Genomic DNA, 17,738 nt, shown 5'->3' on the forward strand with positions numbered 1-17,738 from the left:
GTGGGCTGGTTCGAAGCACTGGTCCTGGGCCTGGTCCAGGGCCTGACGGAGTTCCTCCCGATCTCCTCGAGCGCGCACCTGCGGATCGTCGCGGCCCTGGCGGGCTGGGACGACCCGGGCGCGGCGTTCACCGCCGTCACCCAGATCGGCACCGAGCTGGCGGTGATCATCTACTTCGGCTCGAAGATCGGCCGGATCCTGCGGGCGTGGTTCTTCTCGGTGTACAAGCCGGAGTGGCGCCGTGACCCGGACGCCCGGCTGGGCTGGCTGATCATCGTCGGCTCGCTGCCGATCGTGCTGCTCGGGCTGCTACTGCAGGACCAGATCGACAGCGCGTTCCGCGACCTGCGGATCACCGCGTCCGTGCTCATCGTGTTCGGCCTGATCTTGCTGGTCGCCGACCGGATCGGGAAGCAGGAGCGGACGCTGGACGACCTGACCGTGCGGCACGGGCTCGGGTTCGGCTTCGCGCAGGCGCTGGCCCTGATCCCGGGCGTGTCCCGTTCGGGTGGCACGACCAGCGCGGGCCTGCTGCTCGGCTACACCCGCGCGGAGGCGGCGGAGTACTCGTTCCTGCTCGCGCTGCCGGCGGTGTTCGGGTCGGGGGTGTACAAGCTCAAGGACATCGGCTCGGGTGACGTGCCCGCCCAGTGGGGTCCGACGATCCTGGCCACGCTGGTCGCCTTCGGCGTCGGGTACATCGTGATCGCGTGGCTGATGGCCTACATCAAGAAGCGCAGCTTCGTGCCGTTCGTGGTGTACCGGCTGGTGCTGGGCGTGCTGCTGTTCGTGCTGATCTTCACCGGCGCGCTGGACCCGAACGCGGGTCCGGTCGGCCACTGAGCCCGTGATCCGCCCGCGTGGGGACCGCTTGATCGGTCCCCACGTAGGGTGGGGCCCGTGAGTACGGTCATTCTGCTCAGGCACGGCAAATCGACGGCCAACGGCTCCGGCGTCCTGGCCGGGCGGTCCCCGAAGGTCAGTCTCGACGACACCGGACGCGGCCAGGCGGAGAAGCTCGTCGAACGGCTCGACGGTGTGCCGCTGGCCGGGCTGGTCGTGTCGCCCATGCTGCGGTGCAAGCAGACCGTCGCCCCGCTGGCCGCCGCGCGCGGGCTCGAGAAGCTCGTCGAGCCCGGATTGTCCGAAGTGGACTACGGCGACTGGACGGGCAAGGAGATCAGGCACCTGGCGAAGGAGCCGCTCTGGCGGGTCGTGCAGGCGCACGCCTCGGCCGCGGTGTTCCCGGGTGGCGAGGGCCTCGCCCAGATGCAGGCGCGGTCGGTGGCCGCGGTCCGCGCCCACGACCGGCGGATCGCCGCCGAGCACGGCGACCACGCCGTCTGGCTGCTGTGCAGCCACGGCGACGTCATCAAGTCCATCCTGGCCGACGCGCTCGGCCAGCACCTCGACGCCTTCCAGCGGATCGTCGTCGACCCGGCGTCGATCTCGGTCGTGCGCTACACCGAGACGCGGCCGTTCGTCATGCGGGTCAACGACCACGGCGGCGACCTGCGGGGCATCGTGCCGCCGGAACCGAAGCCGAAACGGGGCAAAAAGACCACGTCGAGCAGCGACGCCGTCGTGGGCGGTACCACCGGGCGGTGAGCTTGGCCACCTCCGGAAAGCGCTGACATCCACCCAGGCGGACCCCGTAGGGTGACGGGACCGAGTGTTTGTCCCCGACCAGGAGCCTGCCCGATGATTTCGCCGGACAATCCGTTCGCCGCACCCAGCGAGCTGCCCTACGCCCTGCCGCCCTTCGACCGGATTTCCGACGAGCACTACCGGCCCGCGTTCGAGGCCGGGCTGGCCGAGCACGCGGCGGAGATCGAGCAGATCGCGGCGCAGGACGCCGAGCCGACGTTCGAGAACACCATCGTGGCCCTCGAGCGCGCCGGCGAGCTGCTGGGCCGCGTGGCGAGCGTGTTCTACAACCTGGCCGGCTCCAACAGCACCGACGAGATCCAGGCCATCCAGGCGGAGTTCGCGCCGAAGCTGGCCGCCCACCACGACGCGATCCACCTGAACCCGCAGCTGTTCGCCCGCATCGACGCCCTCCACGCCCGCCGCGGTGAGCTCGGCCTCGACGAGGAGTCGCTGCGGCTGCTGGAACGGCGGCACACCGACTTCAGCCGCGCCGGCGCGGGTCTCGGCGCGGCCGAGCAGGCCCGGCTGCGCGAGCTCAACGAGCAGCTGTCCACGCTGCAGACGAAGTTCCAGCAGAACCTGCTCAAGGACACCAACGACCTGGCCGTCGTCATCGCCGACCGCGCCGAGCTCGACGGCTTCGGCGACGGCGCGATCGCCACCGCGGCCGAAGCGGCGTCCGCCCGCGGCGAGGACGGCAAGTACGTGCTCACGCTGAGCCTGCCGACCAGCCAGGCGTCCCCGCTGGAGACCCTGCGCGACCGCGAGGTCCGCGAGCGCATCCACACCGCGTCGATGGCACGGGGCAACCGCGGCAACGCCTGCGACAACAACGCCGTCGTCGCCGAGATCGTGCGCCTGCGCGCGGAACGGGCTGCCCTGCTCGGCTACCCGAACCACGCCGCGTACGTCATCGCCGACGAGACGGCGAAGACGGCCGAAGCCGCCGCCGGGCTGCTGGAGCGGCTGGCGCCCGCCGCCGTCGCGAACGCCCGCGCCGAAGCCGCGGAACTCCAGCAGTTGCTCGAAGCCGACGTGCCGGGCGCCAAGCTGCGGCCCTCGGACTGGCCGTTCTACGCCGCCCAGGTCCGCCGCGAGCGCTTCGACGTCGACACCGAGGCGCTGCGCCCGTACTTCGAGGCCGACCGCGTGTACCTCGACGGCGTCTTCTTCGCCGCGACCCGGCTGTACGGCCTGACGTTCACCGAGCGCGACGACCTGCCGAAGTACCACCCGGAGGTCCGGACCTTCGAGGTCTTCGACGCCGACGGCACCCCGCTCGGCCTGTACCTGCTCGACCTGTACACCCGCGACGCCAAGCGCGGCGGCGCCTGGATGAACACCTTCGTCGACCAGTCCGAGCTGCTCGGCCGCAAGACGGTCGTGGTCAACGTGCTCAACGTGAACAAGCCGCCGTCGGGCGAGCCGACCCTGCTCACCTTCGACGAGCTCGTCACCGCGTTCCACGAGTTCGGCCACGCCCTCCACGCGCTGGTCTCCGCGGTCCGCTACCCGACCTTCTCCGGCACCAACGTGCCCCGCGACTTCGTCGAGTACCCGTCGCAGGTCAACGAGATGTGGATGCTGTGGCCCGAGGTGCTGGCGAACTACGCCAAGCACCACGAGACGGGGGAGGCGCTGCCGCAGGAGCAGGTCGAGAAGCTGCTCGCCGCCCAGCAGTACGGCGAAGGGTTCTCCACCACCGAGTACCTCGCGGCCTCCCTGCTCGACCAGGCCTGGCACGGCCTCGGCGTCGACGACCGCGTGGCGGAGGTGCAGCGGTTCGAGGCGGAAGCCCTCGTGAAGGCCGGCGTCGCCGTCGACGCGATCCCGCCGCGCTACCGCACCACGTACTTCGCCCACATCTTCAGCGGCGGCTACAGCGCCGGGTACTACTCCTACATCTGGAGCGAGGTCCTCGACGCCGACACCGTCCAATGGTTCCGCGACAACGGGGGACTGACCCGCGAGAACGGCGACCACTTCCGCCGCACCCTGCTCGGCAGGGGAGGGAGCATCGACCCGATGGACGCGTTCCGCGCCTTCCGGGGCAGGGACCCCGAGATCGAGCCGTTGCTGGCCCGCCGAGGTCTCGGCGGAGCCTGACCACCCGGCCGCGTCAGTGACCTCAATAAGTGTATAACGACCTATACGCCGGAGCGATTTTTGAAAAATCGCTCCGGCGGCTTTGGTGCCCGAAAACCGCAAGGACGGGGTGGGGACCCGACTGAGCCCGGCTGCTCGGACGGCTTGCCGGAACCCTGTGGTCAGCCGGCGGCGACGATGTGGTCGACGAAGCCGTACGTCAGGGCTTCGTCGGCGTCGAACCAGCGGTCGCGGTCGGCGTCGGCGGTGATGCGCTCGACGGTCTGGCCGGTCTGCCGTGCGGTGATTTCGGCGATGCGGCGTTTCATCTTGCCGAAGACCTCGGCCTGGATGGCGATGTCGGTGGCGGCGCCGCTGATGCCTGCCGAGGGCTGGTGCATGACGATCCGGGTGTTGGGAAGCAGGTAGCGCTTGCCGGGGGTGCCGGAGGAGAGCAGGAACTGGCCCATGGAGGCGACGAAGCCGAGTCCCCAGGTGGAGACGTCGGGTTTGACGAGCTGCATGGTGTCGTAGATGGCCATGCCGGCGGTGACGGAGCCGCCGGGTGAGTTGATGTAGAAGGTGATGTCCTTGGCGGGGTCGTCGGCGGCGAGCAGGAGCAGCTGGGCGATGATCCGGTTGGCGACGTCGTCGTTGACTTCGGAGCCGAGGAAGACGATGCGGTCGCGGAGGAGCTGTTCGTAGACCGAGTCGGTGGGGGTTTGGCCGGGCGCCTGCAGGCCGGGTAGGGCGAGAAGGGTCATGGGGCGACGGTACGGCCGGCGATCATGGCCGGGGCGCCGGTTTCGCTGTGAGCGTTCGGTGTTCGCTGCGGGCGAGAAACCGCCAATGGGGGGGAAGTTCTGCGATGGGCGGATGATGTGACTTATATGCCACATATGTCCGTTTCTGGGTAAGGTCGATCATGTGTGGGACATCGTGGTGGTCGGAGCCGGCTTCGCCGGGTTGCACGTGCTGGACCAGCTTCGCCGGCGGGGGTTTTCGTGCCACGCCTACGAATCGGCCTCGGGGGTCGGTGGCACGTGGTTCTGGAACAGGTATCCCGGTGCCCGGTGTGACGTGGAGAGCTTGGATTACTCGTATCTGCACGACCGGGAGCTGTACGAGTCCTGGCAGTGGTCGGAGCGGTTTGCCGGTCAGCCGGAGATCCTGCGCTACGCCGAGCACTTCGCCGATCGGCGGGGGTTGTGGCCGCACATCACCTTCGGGACGACGGTCGTCGGTGCGGTGTTCGAGGACGGTGGCTGGTCGGTGCGCACCGACGCCGGGGAGCGGGTGCGGTGCCGGTTCCTGGTGACGGCCGTGGGGTGCATGTCGGCGGTGCACACGCCGGCCTTCCCCGGTTTGGACAGCTTCGGCGGGACGGTGTTGCGGACGTCGCGGTGGCCGGCGGAGCCGGTCGGGCTGGCGGGGCGGCGGGTCGGGGTGATCGGCACCGGCTCGTCGGGGATCCAGGTGGTGCCGGAGCTGGCGAAGGAGGCCGCGGAGCTGGTGGTTTTCCAGCGGACGGCCAACTTCAGCGTGCCGGCGCGCAACCGGCCGTTGACGCAGGCGGAACGGGACGCGGCGGTCGCCGGGTACGAGCGGAAGCTGGTGGACGCGCGGACGACGCGGTTCGGGCATCCGGTGACCGGGACCGGCCGGGCCGCGCTGGAGACCGATCCGGCGGAGCGGACCGCGGAGCTGGACCGGGCGTGGGCGCGTGGGGGGACGCACATCGTGGCGACGTTCACCGACACGGGGCGTGATCTGGCGGCGAACGCGGTGCTGGCGGACTACTTCCGGGAGCGCGTGCGTGCGGTGGTGCGGGATCCGGGGACGGCGGAGGCGCTGGTGCCGTCCGGGTATCCGATCGGGACGAAGCGGTTGTGTGTGGACGACGGTTACCACGAGACGTTCAACCTGCCGCACGTGCGGTTGGTGGATCTGCGTGCGGATCCGATCGAGGCGGTGACGGAGAAGGGGGTCCGCACGGCGCGGGGTGAGCATGTGCTGGACGTGCTGGTGCTGGCGACGGGGTTCGACGCGTTCACCGGGGCGTTGACGCGGCTGGGGGTCCGGGGGCGCGGTGGGCGGTCGCTGGGTGATGTCTGGCGGGACGGTCCGCGCAGTTACCTGGGGCTGGCGGTGGCGGGGTTTCCGAATCTCTTCACGGTGACGGGGCCGGGTAGCACGATGGTGTTGTCGAACGTGCTGCGGGCGATCGAGCACCATGTGGAGTGGTTGTGCGATCTGCTGGTGGCGGCGCGGGATCGGGGTGCGGTCGAGGTGGAGGCGCTGGAGTCCGCGCAGGACGAGTGGGTGGCGCGGGTGGCGGAGCTGGCGGGGCGGACGTTGTACCCGCGGACGGATTCCTATTACGTGGGGGCGAATGTCGAGGGGAAGGCGCGGGTGTTCGCGCCGTTCGCCGGGGGGTTGGACGCGTACCGGCGGATCTGCGACGGGGTCGCGGCGGAGGGCTATCGGGGGTTCCGTTTCGCATGACGACGGTCGAGCAGGGGAGGCTGGGGCGTGCGGGGCTGGCGGTGGTGTTGCTGGCGGCGTTGCTGCCGATGACGGATGCGTTCATCGTCAACGTGGCGCTGCCGGCGATCGCGGGTGATCTGGGGGCTTCGGGGGCGGAGCTGGAGCTGGTGGTCGCCGGGTACGGGTTGGCGTTCACGGTGTTTCTGGTGCTGGGGGGCCGGCTGGGTGACGCCTGGGGGCGGCGGCGGGTGCTCGTGGCCGGGCTGGTGGGGTTCACGGTCGCGTCGTTGTTGTGCGCGGTGGCGGGCTCGGGTGGGTGGCTGGTGGCGGCGCGGGTGTTGCAGGGTGCGGCGGGGGCGTTGATTCCGCCGCAGGTGCTGGGGACGATCCAGGCGGCGGAGTCGCCGGAGCGGCGGCCGCGGGCGATGAGTTTCTATGCCGCGGCGGCGGGGTTCGCGGCGATTCTCGGGCTGGTGCTGGGTGGCGTGCTGGTGCAGGCGGACCTGTGGGGGACGTCGTGGCGGTTGGTGTTCCTGGTGAACCTGCCGCTGGGGGTGGTGGCGGTGGTGCTGGCGGTGGTGCTGGTGCCGGACACGCGGTCGCCGCGGCCGATGGGGGTGGATGTGCGCGGGACGGTGTTGCTGGCGTTGGTGATCGTGTTGCTGCTGGTGGGGTTGAACCGGGGGCCGGTGCTGGGGTGGCCGTGGTGGGTGGTCGTGGTGCTGGCGCTGGTTCCGGTCGCGGTGGTGGCGTTGTGGCGGACGGAGCAGCGGGTGGTGGCGCGGGGGCGGGTGCCGTTGCTGCCGCCGTCGGTGCTGGCCGCGCCGAAGGTGCGGCGGGGGTTGCTGGTGGTGGCGCCGTTCCTGGCGGCGTGGGCGGGGTATCTGTTCGCGTTGCCGTTGACCGTGCAGGACGGGTTCGGGTTGGCGCCGGCGGTGGCCGGGCTGACGGTGGTGCCGATGTCGGCGGCGTTCCTGGTGGGGTCGTTCGCCGTGCCGCGGTTGCGGGTGAAGCGGGGCGACGGGGTGCTGGCGGCCGGGGCGCTGGTGCAGGCCGCGGGGGTGGTGTGGCTGCTGGGAGTGCTGGCGGCCGGTGGGGCGGTGTGGTGGATCGTGCCGGGTCTGGTGCTGGTCGGCCTGGGGCAGGCGCTGGTGGTGGGGTCGTCGCAGATTTCGGTGCTGGGTGCGGTGCCGGGGGAGTTCGCGGGGGCGGGCGGGGGTGTGCTGGTGACCACGCAGCAGGGGGCGATGGCGGTGGGGGTGGCCGGGCTGGGGTCGGTCTACACGGGACTGGCCGGGGCCGGGTACGCCACCGCGTTCGCTGTGGTGCTGGGGGTGCAACTGGTGGTGGCGATCGCGGTGGCGGTGGCGGGTCAGAGGGAGGCCATGTCCAGTTCGGCGATCTGAGCCAGGGACATGTCCATTTGCTCGTGGAGGAAGCGGGGCATCGTCCAATGGGGCAGGGCGTCGGCTTCGAAGGGGCCGAAGGCTTCCTGGTAGAGGGGGATCCATTGGAGAGCTTCGGTGGCGGTGCGTTCGCGGGGTGTTTCGCCGGCGTATTCGGTGTAGCCGATGCTGCGGTGTTCGATGAAGAACGCGCCGGGCAGGCGGGCGCAGAATTCGCGGTATTCGCGGGTTTGCAGGATGAGGTAGTGCCAGATTTCGTCGATTTCCTGTTCGACCGGGAGGAAGGTGCCGGCGAGGCGGTCCTGGTGGGCGGAGACGAGGTAGAGGTAGCGCAGGCATTCGAGGACCTGGCGTTCGACGAAGGTGGCGGGGTGGTCGGTTTTCGCGGTGAAGTATTCGACCACTTCGGCGTGCAGGTCTTCACCCAGCAGGGCGCGCAGGTCGGCGGGGGTGACGGGCACGGTGGGCTCCTTTGCCGGTAGTCAGCGGGTGCGGGATTCGGGGTGCAGCCAGGCGTACTTGCCGGACTTGCCGATCGGGATGTGGGTGCGGTGGACGGGGTGCACGGTGAGGTGGAGGTGTTCGGCCAGGGCGGCGGTGAGGGCGGTGGTGTCGGTGGGGTGCCGGTCGAAGGTGGTGTATTCGAGTTCGGCGGTGGTGTCTTCGCCGACGCGGAGGCGGTAGAGGAACACTTCCGGTGCGGTTTCGCCGATCCAGCGGTCGAGGTCGCCGTGGCAGAGCAGGGTGGCGCCGACGCGGACGAGTTCTTTTTCGCGGCCGCAGAAGCGGGTGATGCGCGTCGGGTCGGGGGTGCCGTCTGCGGTGCGGGCGAGGTCGCCGGAGCGGTAGCGGATCAGGGGCATCCATTCGTTGCGGATGCTGGAGACGATGAGGGCGTAGAGGGTGCTGCCGGGTTCGACGGGGAGCAGTTCGACGGCCATGCGGTCGAGGTACGGGTGGTAGGTGCCGTTGTCGTCGCTGTAGTAGAGGTAGCCGAGTTCGGTGCTGCCGAAGAGGTCGACGATCGGGCAGCCGAGGTGGGTGCGCAGGTAGCGGGCGACGTTGTCCGGTGTGTACTCGTAGGCGTGCACGACGCTGGCGGGGGCGGGCAGGGCGAGGCCGAACTCGCGGGTTTTGTCCAGGAGGTGCGCGAGGTGGTAGCTGGAGCAGTCGAGGTGGTATTCGCCGCCGGCGCGGATGAGGTCGATCTCGGTGAGCATGCGTTCGACGTCGGCGCGGGTCCACAGTGCCGGGTCGAGGTGCTGGTTGAGGTAGACGGTGCGGTCGTCGAGCCTGCGGTCGGCCAGCGGCGGGTGTTCCCGTGGGGGTTCGCCGCGTTTCCTGGCGTTGACGCGGGCGACGTGTTCGGTGGCGAGCACGGTGGTGACCGATACGCGGGGGCAGCCGGCGTCCCAGGTGTGGCGGATGGCGGGGTGTTCCGACCAGAGGCGGTAGTAGGACTTGAGGAGGAAGTAGGGCGGGCGGATCAGCTGCATGCGTGCGTGGTTGGTGCCGGTGGAGAGGACGAATTCGGCGGCGCCGGTGTCGAGGGCGCCGGCGAGGGCCGGGGTCATGAAGTTGTCCGGGAACCCCTGGCTGATGGTGTCCTTTTCCAGGACCGGGAAGGTGCCGGTGGCCAGGGATTCGCGGTAGAGCGGGACGTCGCGGATGTGGTCGAGCATCTCGGCGGTCGGGTGCACGCGGTGGTCTCCTCGTCGGTGGGCGGGCAGCGCCGGGCGGCAGGTGACGGAGGGCCACCTGCCGCCCGGCGGGGTGGGGCGGTCAGCCGTGCGGCGGGGGGGGGGGGGGGGGGGGGGGGGGGGGGGGTGGGGCGGGGGGCCCCCCGCCCCCCGGGGGGGGTGGGGCGGTCAGCCTGCCTGGGAGATGCAGCCTTCCTTGCGGGAGATGCAGCCTTCCTTGGCGGACAGCTGGGAGTTCGCCTCGACCCACTTGGCCCACACGTCGTCGCGGGCGATCTTCTCGGCCAGCTTCTGCATGTTGCTCCTCCGTTTCACTGGGGGAAGTTTCCTGTCCGTACCGTGGTGCGGTTTTTTCGGACAGGCTCGACTGTGAAGTTACCAGAGAATGTCCGTTATGTCCGGTATGCGAGGTTTTTCACGCGAATTGCGGAGTGCGTCGACGATTTCACTGAAACTGCCTGCTCCTCGGCAGTTCGGTGGATGTGCCACCGGTGCGCCGGAACTAGCGTCGGGCGTGCTCGAGTCGGCCCCAACCCGTGAGGACAACGATGAACAGGATCGAAGAAGCCGCCCGTGCGCAGGCCGGCACGCTCGTTCGGTTGCAGGTGGAGATGCCGGTGCTGCCGGTGAGCTGTGCGGCCGCTGCCGCCGGGGCCACCGCGAGGGCGACCGCACACGCGGCGTTCGGCAAGGCGGCCGGGTGGGCGCTGGGGTTCATCGCGGCGACGGCGGCCGCCTACGGTGCCGGTGTGGCGCAGGGCTACGTAGAGACCCGTGACGACGTCACCGGGGAGGTCGGCGTGCGTGGCGGGCTGAGTGCGGAGGATCTGCTGCGGGCGCGTTCGGATCTGCTGACTGCCTGATGTGGAAAAAGGGGCCGTCGTCACGTGGTGACGACGGCCCCTTTCGCGTGGTGGGCTCAGATGAGGCCGAGCTTCTGCACGGTGTCGCGTTCCTCGACGAGCTCCGCGACGGAGACGTCGATGCGGGCGCGGGAGAAGTCGTCGATCTCGAGGCCCTGGACGATCTTGTACTGGCCGTTCTCGGCGGTGACCGGGAAGGACGAGATGAGGCCCTCGGGGACGCCGTAGGAGCCGTCGGAGGCGACGGCGGCGGAGGTCCAGTCACCGGCCGGGGTGCCGTTGACCCAGGTGTAGACGTGGTCGATGGCGGCCGAGGCGGCCGAGGCGGCGGAGGAGAGGCCGCGGGCTTCGATGATGGCGGCGCCGCGCTTGGCGACGGTGGGGATGAAGTCGCTTTCGAGCCAGGCCTGGTCGACGGCGTCGGCGATGCTCTTGCCGCCGAACTCGGCGTGCTGGACCGACGGGTATTGGGTGGCGGAGTGGTTGCCCCAGATGGCGACCTTCTTGAGCTCGGTCACCGGGACGCCGAGCTTCTTGGCGAGCTGGGCGAGGGCGCGGTTGTGGTCGAGGCGGGTCATCGCGGTGAAGCGGTCGGCGGGCACGTCGGGGGCGTGCGAGCGGGCGATGAGGGCGTTGGTGTTGGCCGGGTTGCCGACGACGAGGACCTTGATGTCGTCGGCGGCGCCGGCGTTGATGGCCTCGCCCTGGGGCTTGAAGATGCCGCCGTTGGCTTCGAGGAGGTCGCCGCGCTCCATGCCCTTGCTGCGGGGGCGGGCGCCGACGAGGAGGGCGATGTTGGTGCCTTCGAAGGCCTGCTTGGGGTCGTCGAAGATGTCGGTGCCGGCGAGGAGGGGGAACGCGCCGTCTTCGAGCTCCATCGCGGTGCCCTCGGCCGCCTTGACCGCCTGCGGGATTTCGAGCAGCCGCAGCTTCACCGGGACGTCCTGGCCGAGGAGCTGACCGGACGCGATGCGGAAGAGCAGCGCGTAGCCGATCTGGCCGGCGGCGCCGGTGACGGTCACGTTGACGGGGGCTTGGCTCATTGCGGTTCTCCAGCTTGAGACGACTTTGGCTTGTGCTGTGGAGCCTATCCCTCCCCGGGGTTGCCGGTCGGGTGCGTCCAGTCACTGTTGCGAGGATCGCTTTTCAGCTGCCGGTGATGTTGCGGGCGAGCTGGGCGAGTTCGGGTTCGGTGCGGCCCTGGCGGAGGCGCTGGTCGTGGGCGGTGGCGAGGTGGTGGTGAGGGTGGCGCCCTAGATGCCGACGGCCTCGCGCGGGGCCGCGATGGCGACGGCCGGTGGCCGGCCGGATACGGCTGAGCCCGATCGGTGCCCCGTTCGTCCCGATCGGCTGGGTGGGCGCACTGATCGCCCGAGCCGGACGTCACGCGGGTGATCGTGGGCGGTCGCCGGGGGAGCGGGGGGCGAAATCGTTTTCTCCGCCCCCTTTATTCACAGCCACCGGAATGGGCTTTGGCAAAATTGTCGAAACGTGAGCAATGCCGCTTGGTGGGACGAGACGTGCAGTGTTGCTCCGTTCAGCGGGGTTTGCTTCCATGATCCTTTCGCTACCATGGTCCGGCCCCCGTCCCCAATTTGAATGTATTGGGAAGGATTCCGATGCTGTCTGCGGTCGTTGCTGCCGTAATGGCGCTGTCCTCAGTGGTCGCCCCGCATTCGTGGAACACTCCTCCGCCGCCCGACAAAATCGTCATCGACGTCGTGAACGCCATCGGCTCGGGCTGCCCGCTCGGCACGTCCGCAGTGGCCGTTTCGCAGGACAACACGGCGTTCACCGTGACATACAGCGCCTACACCGCCCTGGTCGGGGTCGGCGCCGGGCCGCTCGACGCGAGGAAGAACTGCCAGATCGGCCTGCGCGTGCACGTGCCGCAGGGGTTCACCTACGGAATCGCGCAGGCGGACTACCGCGGGTTCGCGCACCTGGAACGCGGAGCGACCGGCCTGGAAAGAGCGAACTACTATTTCCAGGGTAATTCGCCAACGGCCTACATTCAGCACCCGTTGACCGGGCCGTTCGAAGACGACTGGCATTTCACCGACAAGACGGAAGTCGGGGCGATCGTGTTCAAGCCCTGCGGCGAGGAACGCAATCTGAACATCAACACCGAATTGCGCGTCGCGGCCGGCACGTCCGACCCGAAGAAGACCACCAGCTACGTCACCATGGACTCGACCGACGGCAGCATCACCACCGTCTACCACTTCGCGTGGCTGAGCTGCCCGTAACCGGCACGAACCGGGGCGGCGCGCGGCGCGCCGCCCCGGCGGTTCACCTCGCGGGGGCGCGGGGATCAGTGGCTTCGACACCGAAGACGCGGCCGAGGGACACCAGGGCCTCGTCGAGGTGGCTGAGGCTGGACAGGACGGCCCGGGTTTCGGCCGCATCGACGCGGTCGGAGACCGGGGTGCCGTCGTCACGCACGAGCGTGCCGGGTGTGGGGCCACCCGGTGCGTCCAGTGCCTTGCGCACGACGTCGATGTTGGCCAGCAGCCGTCCGGTGAACTGCCGGAGCCGGTCGGCGTCGGCGCCGGTGAGCTGGCCGGGCTGGGCGCGCGCGGCCACGTGCCGGGCCCGGAAGGCGATCGTCTCCAGCGTGGTCAGCACGTGCCAGCCGTAGTCGCGGCGGGCGCTGCGGAGGTTGACCGGGTGGGTCAGCGGCTCGATGGTGGCCCGGACCTGCTCGACCGCGCGGTCGAGGTCGCGGGACAGCTCGATGATGTTGACGTTCTCCTCCCCGGCGAGCAGGCCGCGGGTGTGCTCGAGGAACTCCGCCAGCTCGTCGAGCACTTCGCCGATGTCGTCGAGCATGACCGAGCGGGTGCGGACCGGCACGATCACGACCGCGGCCAGGATGCCCGCCGCGGCTCCGACGGCGGTCTCGGCGACGCGGATCCAGAGCACTTCGAGGCTGAACGTGCCGAGCAGGCTGTAGAGCAGGCCGAGCATGCTCGTGACGAAGAAGGCCATCACCACCTGGGAGACCCGCGCGGTGTAGACCATCCCGAAGACGCACACGAGGATGAGGCCGAGCGTGGCCGCGGTGCTGCCGCCGACCAGCAGTGCGAGCAGGACGCCGCCGACGATGCCGATCAGGGTGCCGCCGAGGCGGCGGACGCCCTTGACGAACGTGGCGCCGGCGCTGGAGGCGCCGATGAACACCACGAACACGGTGAGCACGGCCCAGTACCAGCGCTGGTGGGAGACGAGTTCGCCGCCGAGCACGGCGAGCCCGCCGCCGACGACGGCCTGGATCGCGCTGCGGGTCCGGTTGTCGTAGGCGAACCTCGGTGCCGGCTCGTCGTCGTCGGGGGCGAGCGGGTCCGGGGTGGCCTCGGGGGCGGCGGCCCGCTGGGCGCGGTCGTCGGCCAAGGCCAGTTCGGCCAGTGCCTTGCGGACGCCGTCGCCGGGCTCGGCGTGCGAGCCGATGCGGCTGCCTTCGACGAGCAGCCGGCTGTATTCGCCGGTCTCGCTGATCAGCGGCAGCTCCCGTGGGTCGCGTTCCATCAGGGCGCGGAAGCGGGCGAGCCGGGCGATGAGGTCGTCGCGGACGTCGGCGGTGAGCTCGTCGGAGCAGGTGCGCTGCACGGTGCTGGCCAGCCACTGCACGGCCAGCTCGACCTCGATGGCGCGGCGGCGCAGCCGGTCGGCGGCTCGGGCGTCGACGACGTCGGGGGCGGCGTCTTCGATGAGCAGGACGCATTCGTGCAGCCGCGCCAGCGCCGTGCGCAGCTGCTTGCGGGTGCGCTCGCTGCCGTTGACCGCGAGGTAGGCCTCGGTGGCGCGGACGACGGCGGCGAGCCGGGCCCGGAAGGCCCGCCGCACGCGCAGGAACTCGGCCTCGGCGTTGTGCCGCAGCAGCACGAACCGGACGACGGCGTTGGCGAGGACGCCGACGCCGAGCGCCATCAGCAGCTGCGGCACCTGCTTGACGTGGGCCTGCAGGAACATCGGGAAGAAGAACAGGAAGAAGGCGATCGAGCCGAGCGCGGTGCCGCGCGGGCCGAAGCGCTGAGCGTAGACGGCCACGAAGATCAGCAGGACGAACACGACGCTGTCCAGCGGCGGCAGGGCCGAGCCGAGGCTGGCGACGGTGATCGACGCGGCCCCGGTGAGGAAGGCCAGGACCAGGGTGACGGCCTGGCCGCCCGGGGTCGGGTCGGTGACGGTGAACGCCGTCATCATCGCGGCGATGGCCCCGACGAGGGTGACGGTCAGCGGGACGTGCGCGGGCAGCAGCGCGGCCACGGCGAGGACGATGCCGAGCACGGCGGAGCCGGCCAGCCGGAGCCGGACCAGGCCGGGGTCGGCCGCCACGAGCCGGTCGAGCGCGGCGGTGCGGAGGTGGTTCATCGGGCGAGGAGCTCCCACTGGGCGAGGGTGGCGCGCCGGCCGCGGGTGGCGGTGATCCGCAGCCGGTAGCGGGCGTGCGCGGCCGGGGCGGCGAGGACGAACGGGCGGGTCTGCCGTCGCCAGCGGAACAGCTCGCCGTCGCGTTCGTCCAGCGTGGTCCATCCGGTGCCGTCGTCGGAGCCCTCGAGCACCCACGCGCTCGGGTCGCCGCGGCGGGCACCCGAGGTCAGGGTGTAGATCGTGACTTCGCGGGGTTCGCCGGTGACGGTGAATTCGACGGCCGGGGTGGCGCCGCGGAAGGTGACCTGGGTGCGGCTGGTGTCGTCGAACAGCGCGTCGAGCTTGGTGCCGTCGGAGCTGGTCGCGGTCCCGGTGAGGTCGGTGACCGGCACCGGGCGCTCGGCGGGCGGCGGCGGGGCACCCCAGCCGGTGGGTTCGGTCGTCAGGTCGAAGACCAGCTCGGCGCCGCCGGCGAGGGTGGCGTGGGCGATCGACGTCGTGTCGTGCGGTTCGCCGTTGACCGTGAGCCCGCGGACGTAGACGGTCTCGCCGGTGTTGCCGGGTGCGTGGACCACCAGCTTCCGGCCTTCGCCCAGGTGCACGGTCGCCTTCTCGAACAGCGGCGAGCCGATGGCGTAGCGCGGGCTGCCGATCTGCAGCGGGTAGAAGCCGAGGGCGCCGAAGACGTACCAGGCGGACATCTCGCCGTTGTCCTCGTCGCCGGGGTAGCCCTGGCCGATCTCGCTGCCGAGGTAGAGCCGCCGCAGCACCTCCCGCACGACGGCCTGGGCCTTCGCGGGCGCGCCGGCGAGGTTGTAGACGTAGGGGATGTGGTGCGAGGGCTGGTTCGAGTGGCCGTACTGGCCCATCCGGACGTCGCGGGCCTCGGTCATCTCGTGGATCAGGCCGCCGTACGCGCCGGGCCGCCGGCCGGTCTCCGGGGTGGCGAAGAAGGTGTCGAGCTTGGCTTCCAGGCCGGCGGTGCCGCCGTGGAGGGCGGCGAGGCCGGGGCCGTCGTGGGGTGCGGTGAAGGCGGTGTTCCAGGCGTTGGTCTCGACGAAGTCGCCGCCCCACGCGGCCGGGTCGTAGCCCTCGGGTGCGAACTTGCGGCGGCCGTCGCGGTGGCGGCCCTGGAAGAAGCCGATCTCCGGGTCGAAGTGGTGGACGTAGTGCTTCGCGCGCTCGCCGAAGTAGGCGGCGTACTCGGCGTACATCCGGGCCCGCGGCCCGTCGCTTTCACGGGAAAGCGCCTCGGCGAGGTTGGCCAGGCCGAAGTCGTTGACGCACCCCTCCAGCGCCCAGGACAGTCCTTCGTGGACCGACACCGGCGTGTAGTGCAGGAAGATCGACTCCTCGAGGCCCTTGCGGCCGACCGCGCGCCGCGGCGGGGCGACGGTGGCGTTCTTCAGCCCGGCGTCGAAGGCGGCCTCGACGTCGAAGTTGCGGACGCCCTTGAGGTAGGCGTCGGCGAAGGCGACGTCGGAGCTGGTGCCGGTCATCAGGTCCGCGTAGCCGGGGGAGGACCAGCGGGCGATCCAGCCGCCCTCGCGGTACTGCTGGACGAAGCCGTCGATCATCCGGCCGCAGCGCTCCCGGGCGAGCAGCGCGTACGCGGGCCAGGTGGTGCGGTAGGTGTCCCAGAAGCCGTTGTTGACGTACAGCTCGCCGTCGACGACCTTCGCCCCGGTCCGCCGCCGGGTGCTCGGCCACCACCGGCGCACCACCGGGCTGGCGTGGCGGATACCCTTCGGCGTGTTCTCGTGCGCGACGTTCGGGTACAGGAACAGCCGGTACAGGTTGGAGTACAGCGTCGTGCGCTGGTCCTCGGTGGCGCCCTCGACCTCGACCCGGCCGAGCTCCTCCTGCCACAGCCGTCTCGCCTGGGCCTTGACCTGCTCGACCGTCGTCCCGGCCGGGATCTCCAGCTCCAGGTTGCGCTTGGCCTGGGCGAGGCTGATCAGCGACGTCGCGATCCGCAGCGTGACGTCGGGCCCGTCGAACTCGAAGTACCCCGAGACCCGCCGCCACGGCGGGAAGCGGACCTTCGCCCCGCGGGTGGCGGGCGCGTCGGTGACGCCGTAGACGAACATCCGCCGCGCCCCGGCCGACAGCCGGCTGCGGACACTGGTGTACCCGCTGATCACGCCGGTGTCGGCGTCGACGCGCAGGCGGCCGCGGTTGCAGACGTTGTCGAACAGCAGCCAGCCGTGCTTGTCCGGGAAGGTGAACCGCATGATCGCCGCGTGCGACGTCGGCGCGAGGTCGGCGGTCATGCCGTTGGCGAACCGGACGCCGTAGTGGTGCGGCGAGTCGGTCTCGTCGTCGTGGGAGAAGGCCAGGGCGCGCTTGCGGTGGTCGGGCTCGACCGGGCCGGTGCCGGGCATGACGTGGAAGGTGTGCCGGTCGCCCATCCACGGGCTCGGCTGGTGCGACAGCGCGAACGCCTGCAGCGCGGGACGGTTCTGCTCGTCGTTGTGGCGGTGGTAGGAGTAGAGCCAGTTGGTGACGCCGGCGTCGGTGACCGGGGTCCAGAAGTTGAAGCCGTGCGGCACCGCCGTGGCCGGGAAGTTGTTGCCCCGGGAGAAGTCGCCGCTGGAGTGGGTGCCGCGGGTCGTGCGGACGCAGTCGACGGGGTCGCGCGGCGGCTCGGGGCGTTCGGCGATCCGCACGTCGTCGAGCCAGCCGGTGATCTCGCCGGGCGCGTCGGTGCGCAGCACGAGCCGGCTGATCCGGCGCCCGGCGAAGGCCCCCAGCGGACGGCGGACGAGGTTCCACTGGTCCACCCACAGCGTCTTGTCGTCCACCGGCTCGAACCCGGCGGCGGTGCCGTCGGCGAACTCGACGTCGAGGCCGACCCGGGTGGCGTGGTAGGCGGGGATCTCGCCGTCGGCGACCGGGAAGACCACATAGGACAGCTCGGTGTGCTCGGTCACCGGGACATCGAGTTCGAAGAGGACGGCGTGGGGCCGGGCGGTGTAGCGCAGGGCGCGGGTGCCGGTGAAGCCGACGCCGGTCTTGGCCGTGGGGGAGCGGTCCGGGCCGCCGCCGACCTGCAGGCCGGGGTCCGCCGGCCGCGGATCACCGGTTTCGAAGGACGAGAAGAACACGGCGTCGGGCATGCGCCCACCGTAACCGCCGCCGAACGGCCCAGCGTGCCGAACACCGCTGCCCGG

Annotated in this window: 14 protein-coding genes; 7 read left to right on the forward strand and 7 right to left on the reverse strand. The window is 70.7% G+C overall.

All coding sequences use genetic code 11. The features are described 5' to 3' along the window. From I4Q55_RS37265 to I4Q55_RS37275, 3 genes are all read left to right on the forward strand, one after another. On the forward strand, window positions 1-843 hold the full coding sequence (locus tag I4Q55_RS37265) for an undecaprenyl-diphosphate phosphatase (protein WP_206794902.1): 843 nt from the start codon (window positions 1-3) through the stop codon (window positions 841-843). A 57-nt stretch (window positions 844-900) separates the two neighbouring features. Further along, entirely contained in the window at window positions 901-1,608 is a 708-nt protein-coding gene (locus tag I4Q55_RS37270; RefSeq protein ID WP_206794904.1) for a histidine phosphatase family protein, read from the forward strand. A gap of 93 nt (window positions 1,609-1,701) precedes the next feature. Then, window positions 1,702-3,756 (forward strand): M3 family metallopeptidase, encoded by a 2,055-nt coding sequence (locus I4Q55_RS37275; RefSeq protein ID WP_206794906.1) that lies wholly within the window; start codon window positions 1,702-1,704, stop codon window positions 3,754-3,756. A 161-nt stretch (window positions 3,757-3,917) separates the two neighbouring features. Here the strand turns inward: I4Q55_RS37275 and I4Q55_RS37280 are convergent, their stop codons facing one another. Beyond that, window positions 3,918-4,499: a ClpP family protease gene (locus I4Q55_RS37280; RefSeq protein ID WP_206794908.1), complete on the reverse strand. Its 582-nt coding sequence runs from the start codon at window positions 4,497-4,499 to the stop codon at window positions 3,918-3,920. A 178-nt stretch (window positions 4,500-4,677) separates the two neighbouring features. Here I4Q55_RS37280 and I4Q55_RS37285 point away from each other — a divergent pair, with 178 nt between their 5' ends. Both I4Q55_RS37285 and I4Q55_RS37290 read left to right on the forward strand, forming a co-directional pair. Further along, entirely contained in the window at window positions 4,678-6,240 is a 1,563-nt protein-coding gene (locus tag I4Q55_RS37285; protein WP_307793420.1) for an NAD(P)/FAD-dependent oxidoreductase, read from the forward strand. Then, window positions 6,237-7,628: an MFS transporter gene (locus tag I4Q55_RS37290; protein WP_206794910.1), complete on the forward strand. Its 1,392-nt coding sequence runs from the start codon at window positions 6,237-6,239 to the stop codon at window positions 7,626-7,628. Before I4Q55_RS37285 ends, I4Q55_RS37290 begins: the two co-directional genes overlap by 4 nt. Here I4Q55_RS37290 and I4Q55_RS37295 read toward each other — a convergent pair. The 3 genes from I4Q55_RS37295 to I4Q55_RS50375 all read right to left on the reverse strand — a co-directional run bounded on the left by I4Q55_RS37295 (window position 7,595) and on the right by I4Q55_RS50375 (window position 9,625). Further along, window positions 7,595-8,089 carry a hypothetical protein gene (locus I4Q55_RS37295; RefSeq protein WP_206794913.1) on the reverse strand — a complete coding sequence of 165 codons (495 nt, stop codon included), beginning with the start codon at window positions 8,087-8,089 and terminating at the stop codon, window positions 7,595-7,597. The genes I4Q55_RS37290 and I4Q55_RS37295 overlap by 34 nt on opposite strands. 21 nt (window positions 8,090-8,110) lie before the next feature. Further along, on the reverse strand, window positions 8,111-9,328 hold the full coding sequence (locus I4Q55_RS37300; protein ID WP_206794915.1) for a hypothetical protein: 1,218 nt from the start codon (window positions 9,326-9,328) through the stop codon (window positions 8,111-8,113). Between the two features lie 168 nt (window positions 9,329-9,496). Then, window positions 9,497-9,625, reverse strand: coding sequence for a hypothetical protein (locus I4Q55_RS50375; RefSeq protein WP_277992049.1), 129 nt, complete (start codon window positions 9,623-9,625; stop codon window positions 9,497-9,499). 251 nt (window positions 9,626-9,876) lie between these two features. Here I4Q55_RS50375 and I4Q55_RS37305 point away from each other — a divergent pair, with 251 nt between their 5' ends. Further along, window positions 9,877-10,191 (forward strand): hypothetical protein, encoded by a 315-nt coding sequence (locus I4Q55_RS37305; protein ID WP_206794916.1) that lies wholly within the window; start codon window positions 9,877-9,879, stop codon window positions 10,189-10,191. A gap of 56 nt (window positions 10,192-10,247) precedes the next feature. Here the strand turns inward: I4Q55_RS37305 and I4Q55_RS37310 are convergent, their stop codons facing one another. Further along, complete coding sequence (locus I4Q55_RS37310) at window positions 10,248-11,234, reverse strand: malate dehydrogenase (RefSeq protein WP_206794919.1); 987 nt, start codon at window positions 11,232-11,234, stop codon at window positions 10,248-10,250. Between the two features lie 576 nt (window positions 11,235-11,810). Here I4Q55_RS37310 and I4Q55_RS37315 point away from each other — a divergent pair. Beyond that, on the forward strand, window positions 11,811-12,440 hold the full coding sequence (locus I4Q55_RS37315) for a DUF4360 domain-containing protein (RefSeq protein WP_206794920.1): 630 nt from the start codon (window positions 11,811-11,813) through the stop codon (window positions 12,438-12,440). A 43-nt stretch (window positions 12,441-12,483) separates the two neighbouring features. Here the strand turns inward: I4Q55_RS37315 and I4Q55_RS37320 are convergent, their stop codons facing one another. Beyond that, window positions 12,484-14,565 carry an FUSC family protein gene (locus tag I4Q55_RS37320; protein WP_206794923.1) on the reverse strand — a complete coding sequence of 694 codons (2,082 nt, stop codon included), beginning with the start codon at window positions 14,563-14,565 and terminating at the stop codon, window positions 12,484-12,486. Continuing rightward, a complete protein-coding gene (locus I4Q55_RS37325) occupies window positions 14,562-17,684 on the reverse strand; it encodes a GH92 family glycosyl hydrolase (protein WP_206794925.1) in 3,123 nt (1,040 codons plus the stop codon). The genes I4Q55_RS37320 and I4Q55_RS37325 overlap by 4 nt, the downstream gene beginning before the upstream one ends. Window positions 17,685-17,738 lie beyond the last annotated feature (54 nt).

The organism is Amycolatopsis sp. MtRt-6 (assembly GCF_017308975.1).
Classification (GTDB): Bacteria; Actinomycetota; Actinomycetes; order Mycobacteriales; family Pseudonocardiaceae; genus Amycolatopsis.

Excerpts from the sequence above, each read along its gene's own strand:
- I4Q55_RS37275 (WP_206794906.1), top strand. The coding sequence starts at position 1,702 with ATGATTTCGCCGGACAATCCGTTCGCCGCACCCAGCGAGCTGCCCTAC.
- I4Q55_RS37280 (WP_206794908.1), bottom strand. The coding sequence starts at position 4,499 with ATGACCCTTCTCGCCCTACCCGGCCTGCAGGCGCCCGGCCAAACCCCC.
- I4Q55_RS37290 (WP_206794910.1), top strand. The coding sequence starts at position 6,237 with ATGACGACGGTCGAGCAGGGGAGGCTGGGGCGTGCGGGGCTGGCGGTG.
- I4Q55_RS50375 (WP_277992049.1), bottom strand. The coding sequence starts at position 9,625 with ATGCAGAAGCTGGCCGAGAAGATCGCCCGCGACGACGTGTGGGCCAAG.
- I4Q55_RS37305 (WP_206794916.1), top strand. The coding sequence starts at position 9,877 with ATGAACAGGATCGAAGAAGCCGCCCGTGCGCAGGCCGGCACGCTCGTT.
- I4Q55_RS37310 (WP_206794919.1), bottom strand. The coding sequence starts at position 11,234 with ATGAGCCAAGCCCCCGTCAACGTGACCGTCACCGGCGCCGCCGGCCAG.
- I4Q55_RS37315 (WP_206794920.1), top strand. The coding sequence starts at position 11,811 with ATGCTGTCTGCGGTCGTTGCTGCCGTAATGGCGCTGTCCTCAGTGGTC.
- I4Q55_RS37320 (WP_206794923.1), bottom strand. The coding sequence starts at position 14,565 with ATGAACCACCTCCGCACCGCCGCGCTCGACCGGCTCGTGGCGGCCGAC.
- I4Q55_RS37325 (WP_206794925.1), bottom strand. The coding sequence starts at position 17,684 with ATGCCCGACGCCGTGTTCTTCTCGTCCTTCGAAACCGGTGATCCGCGG.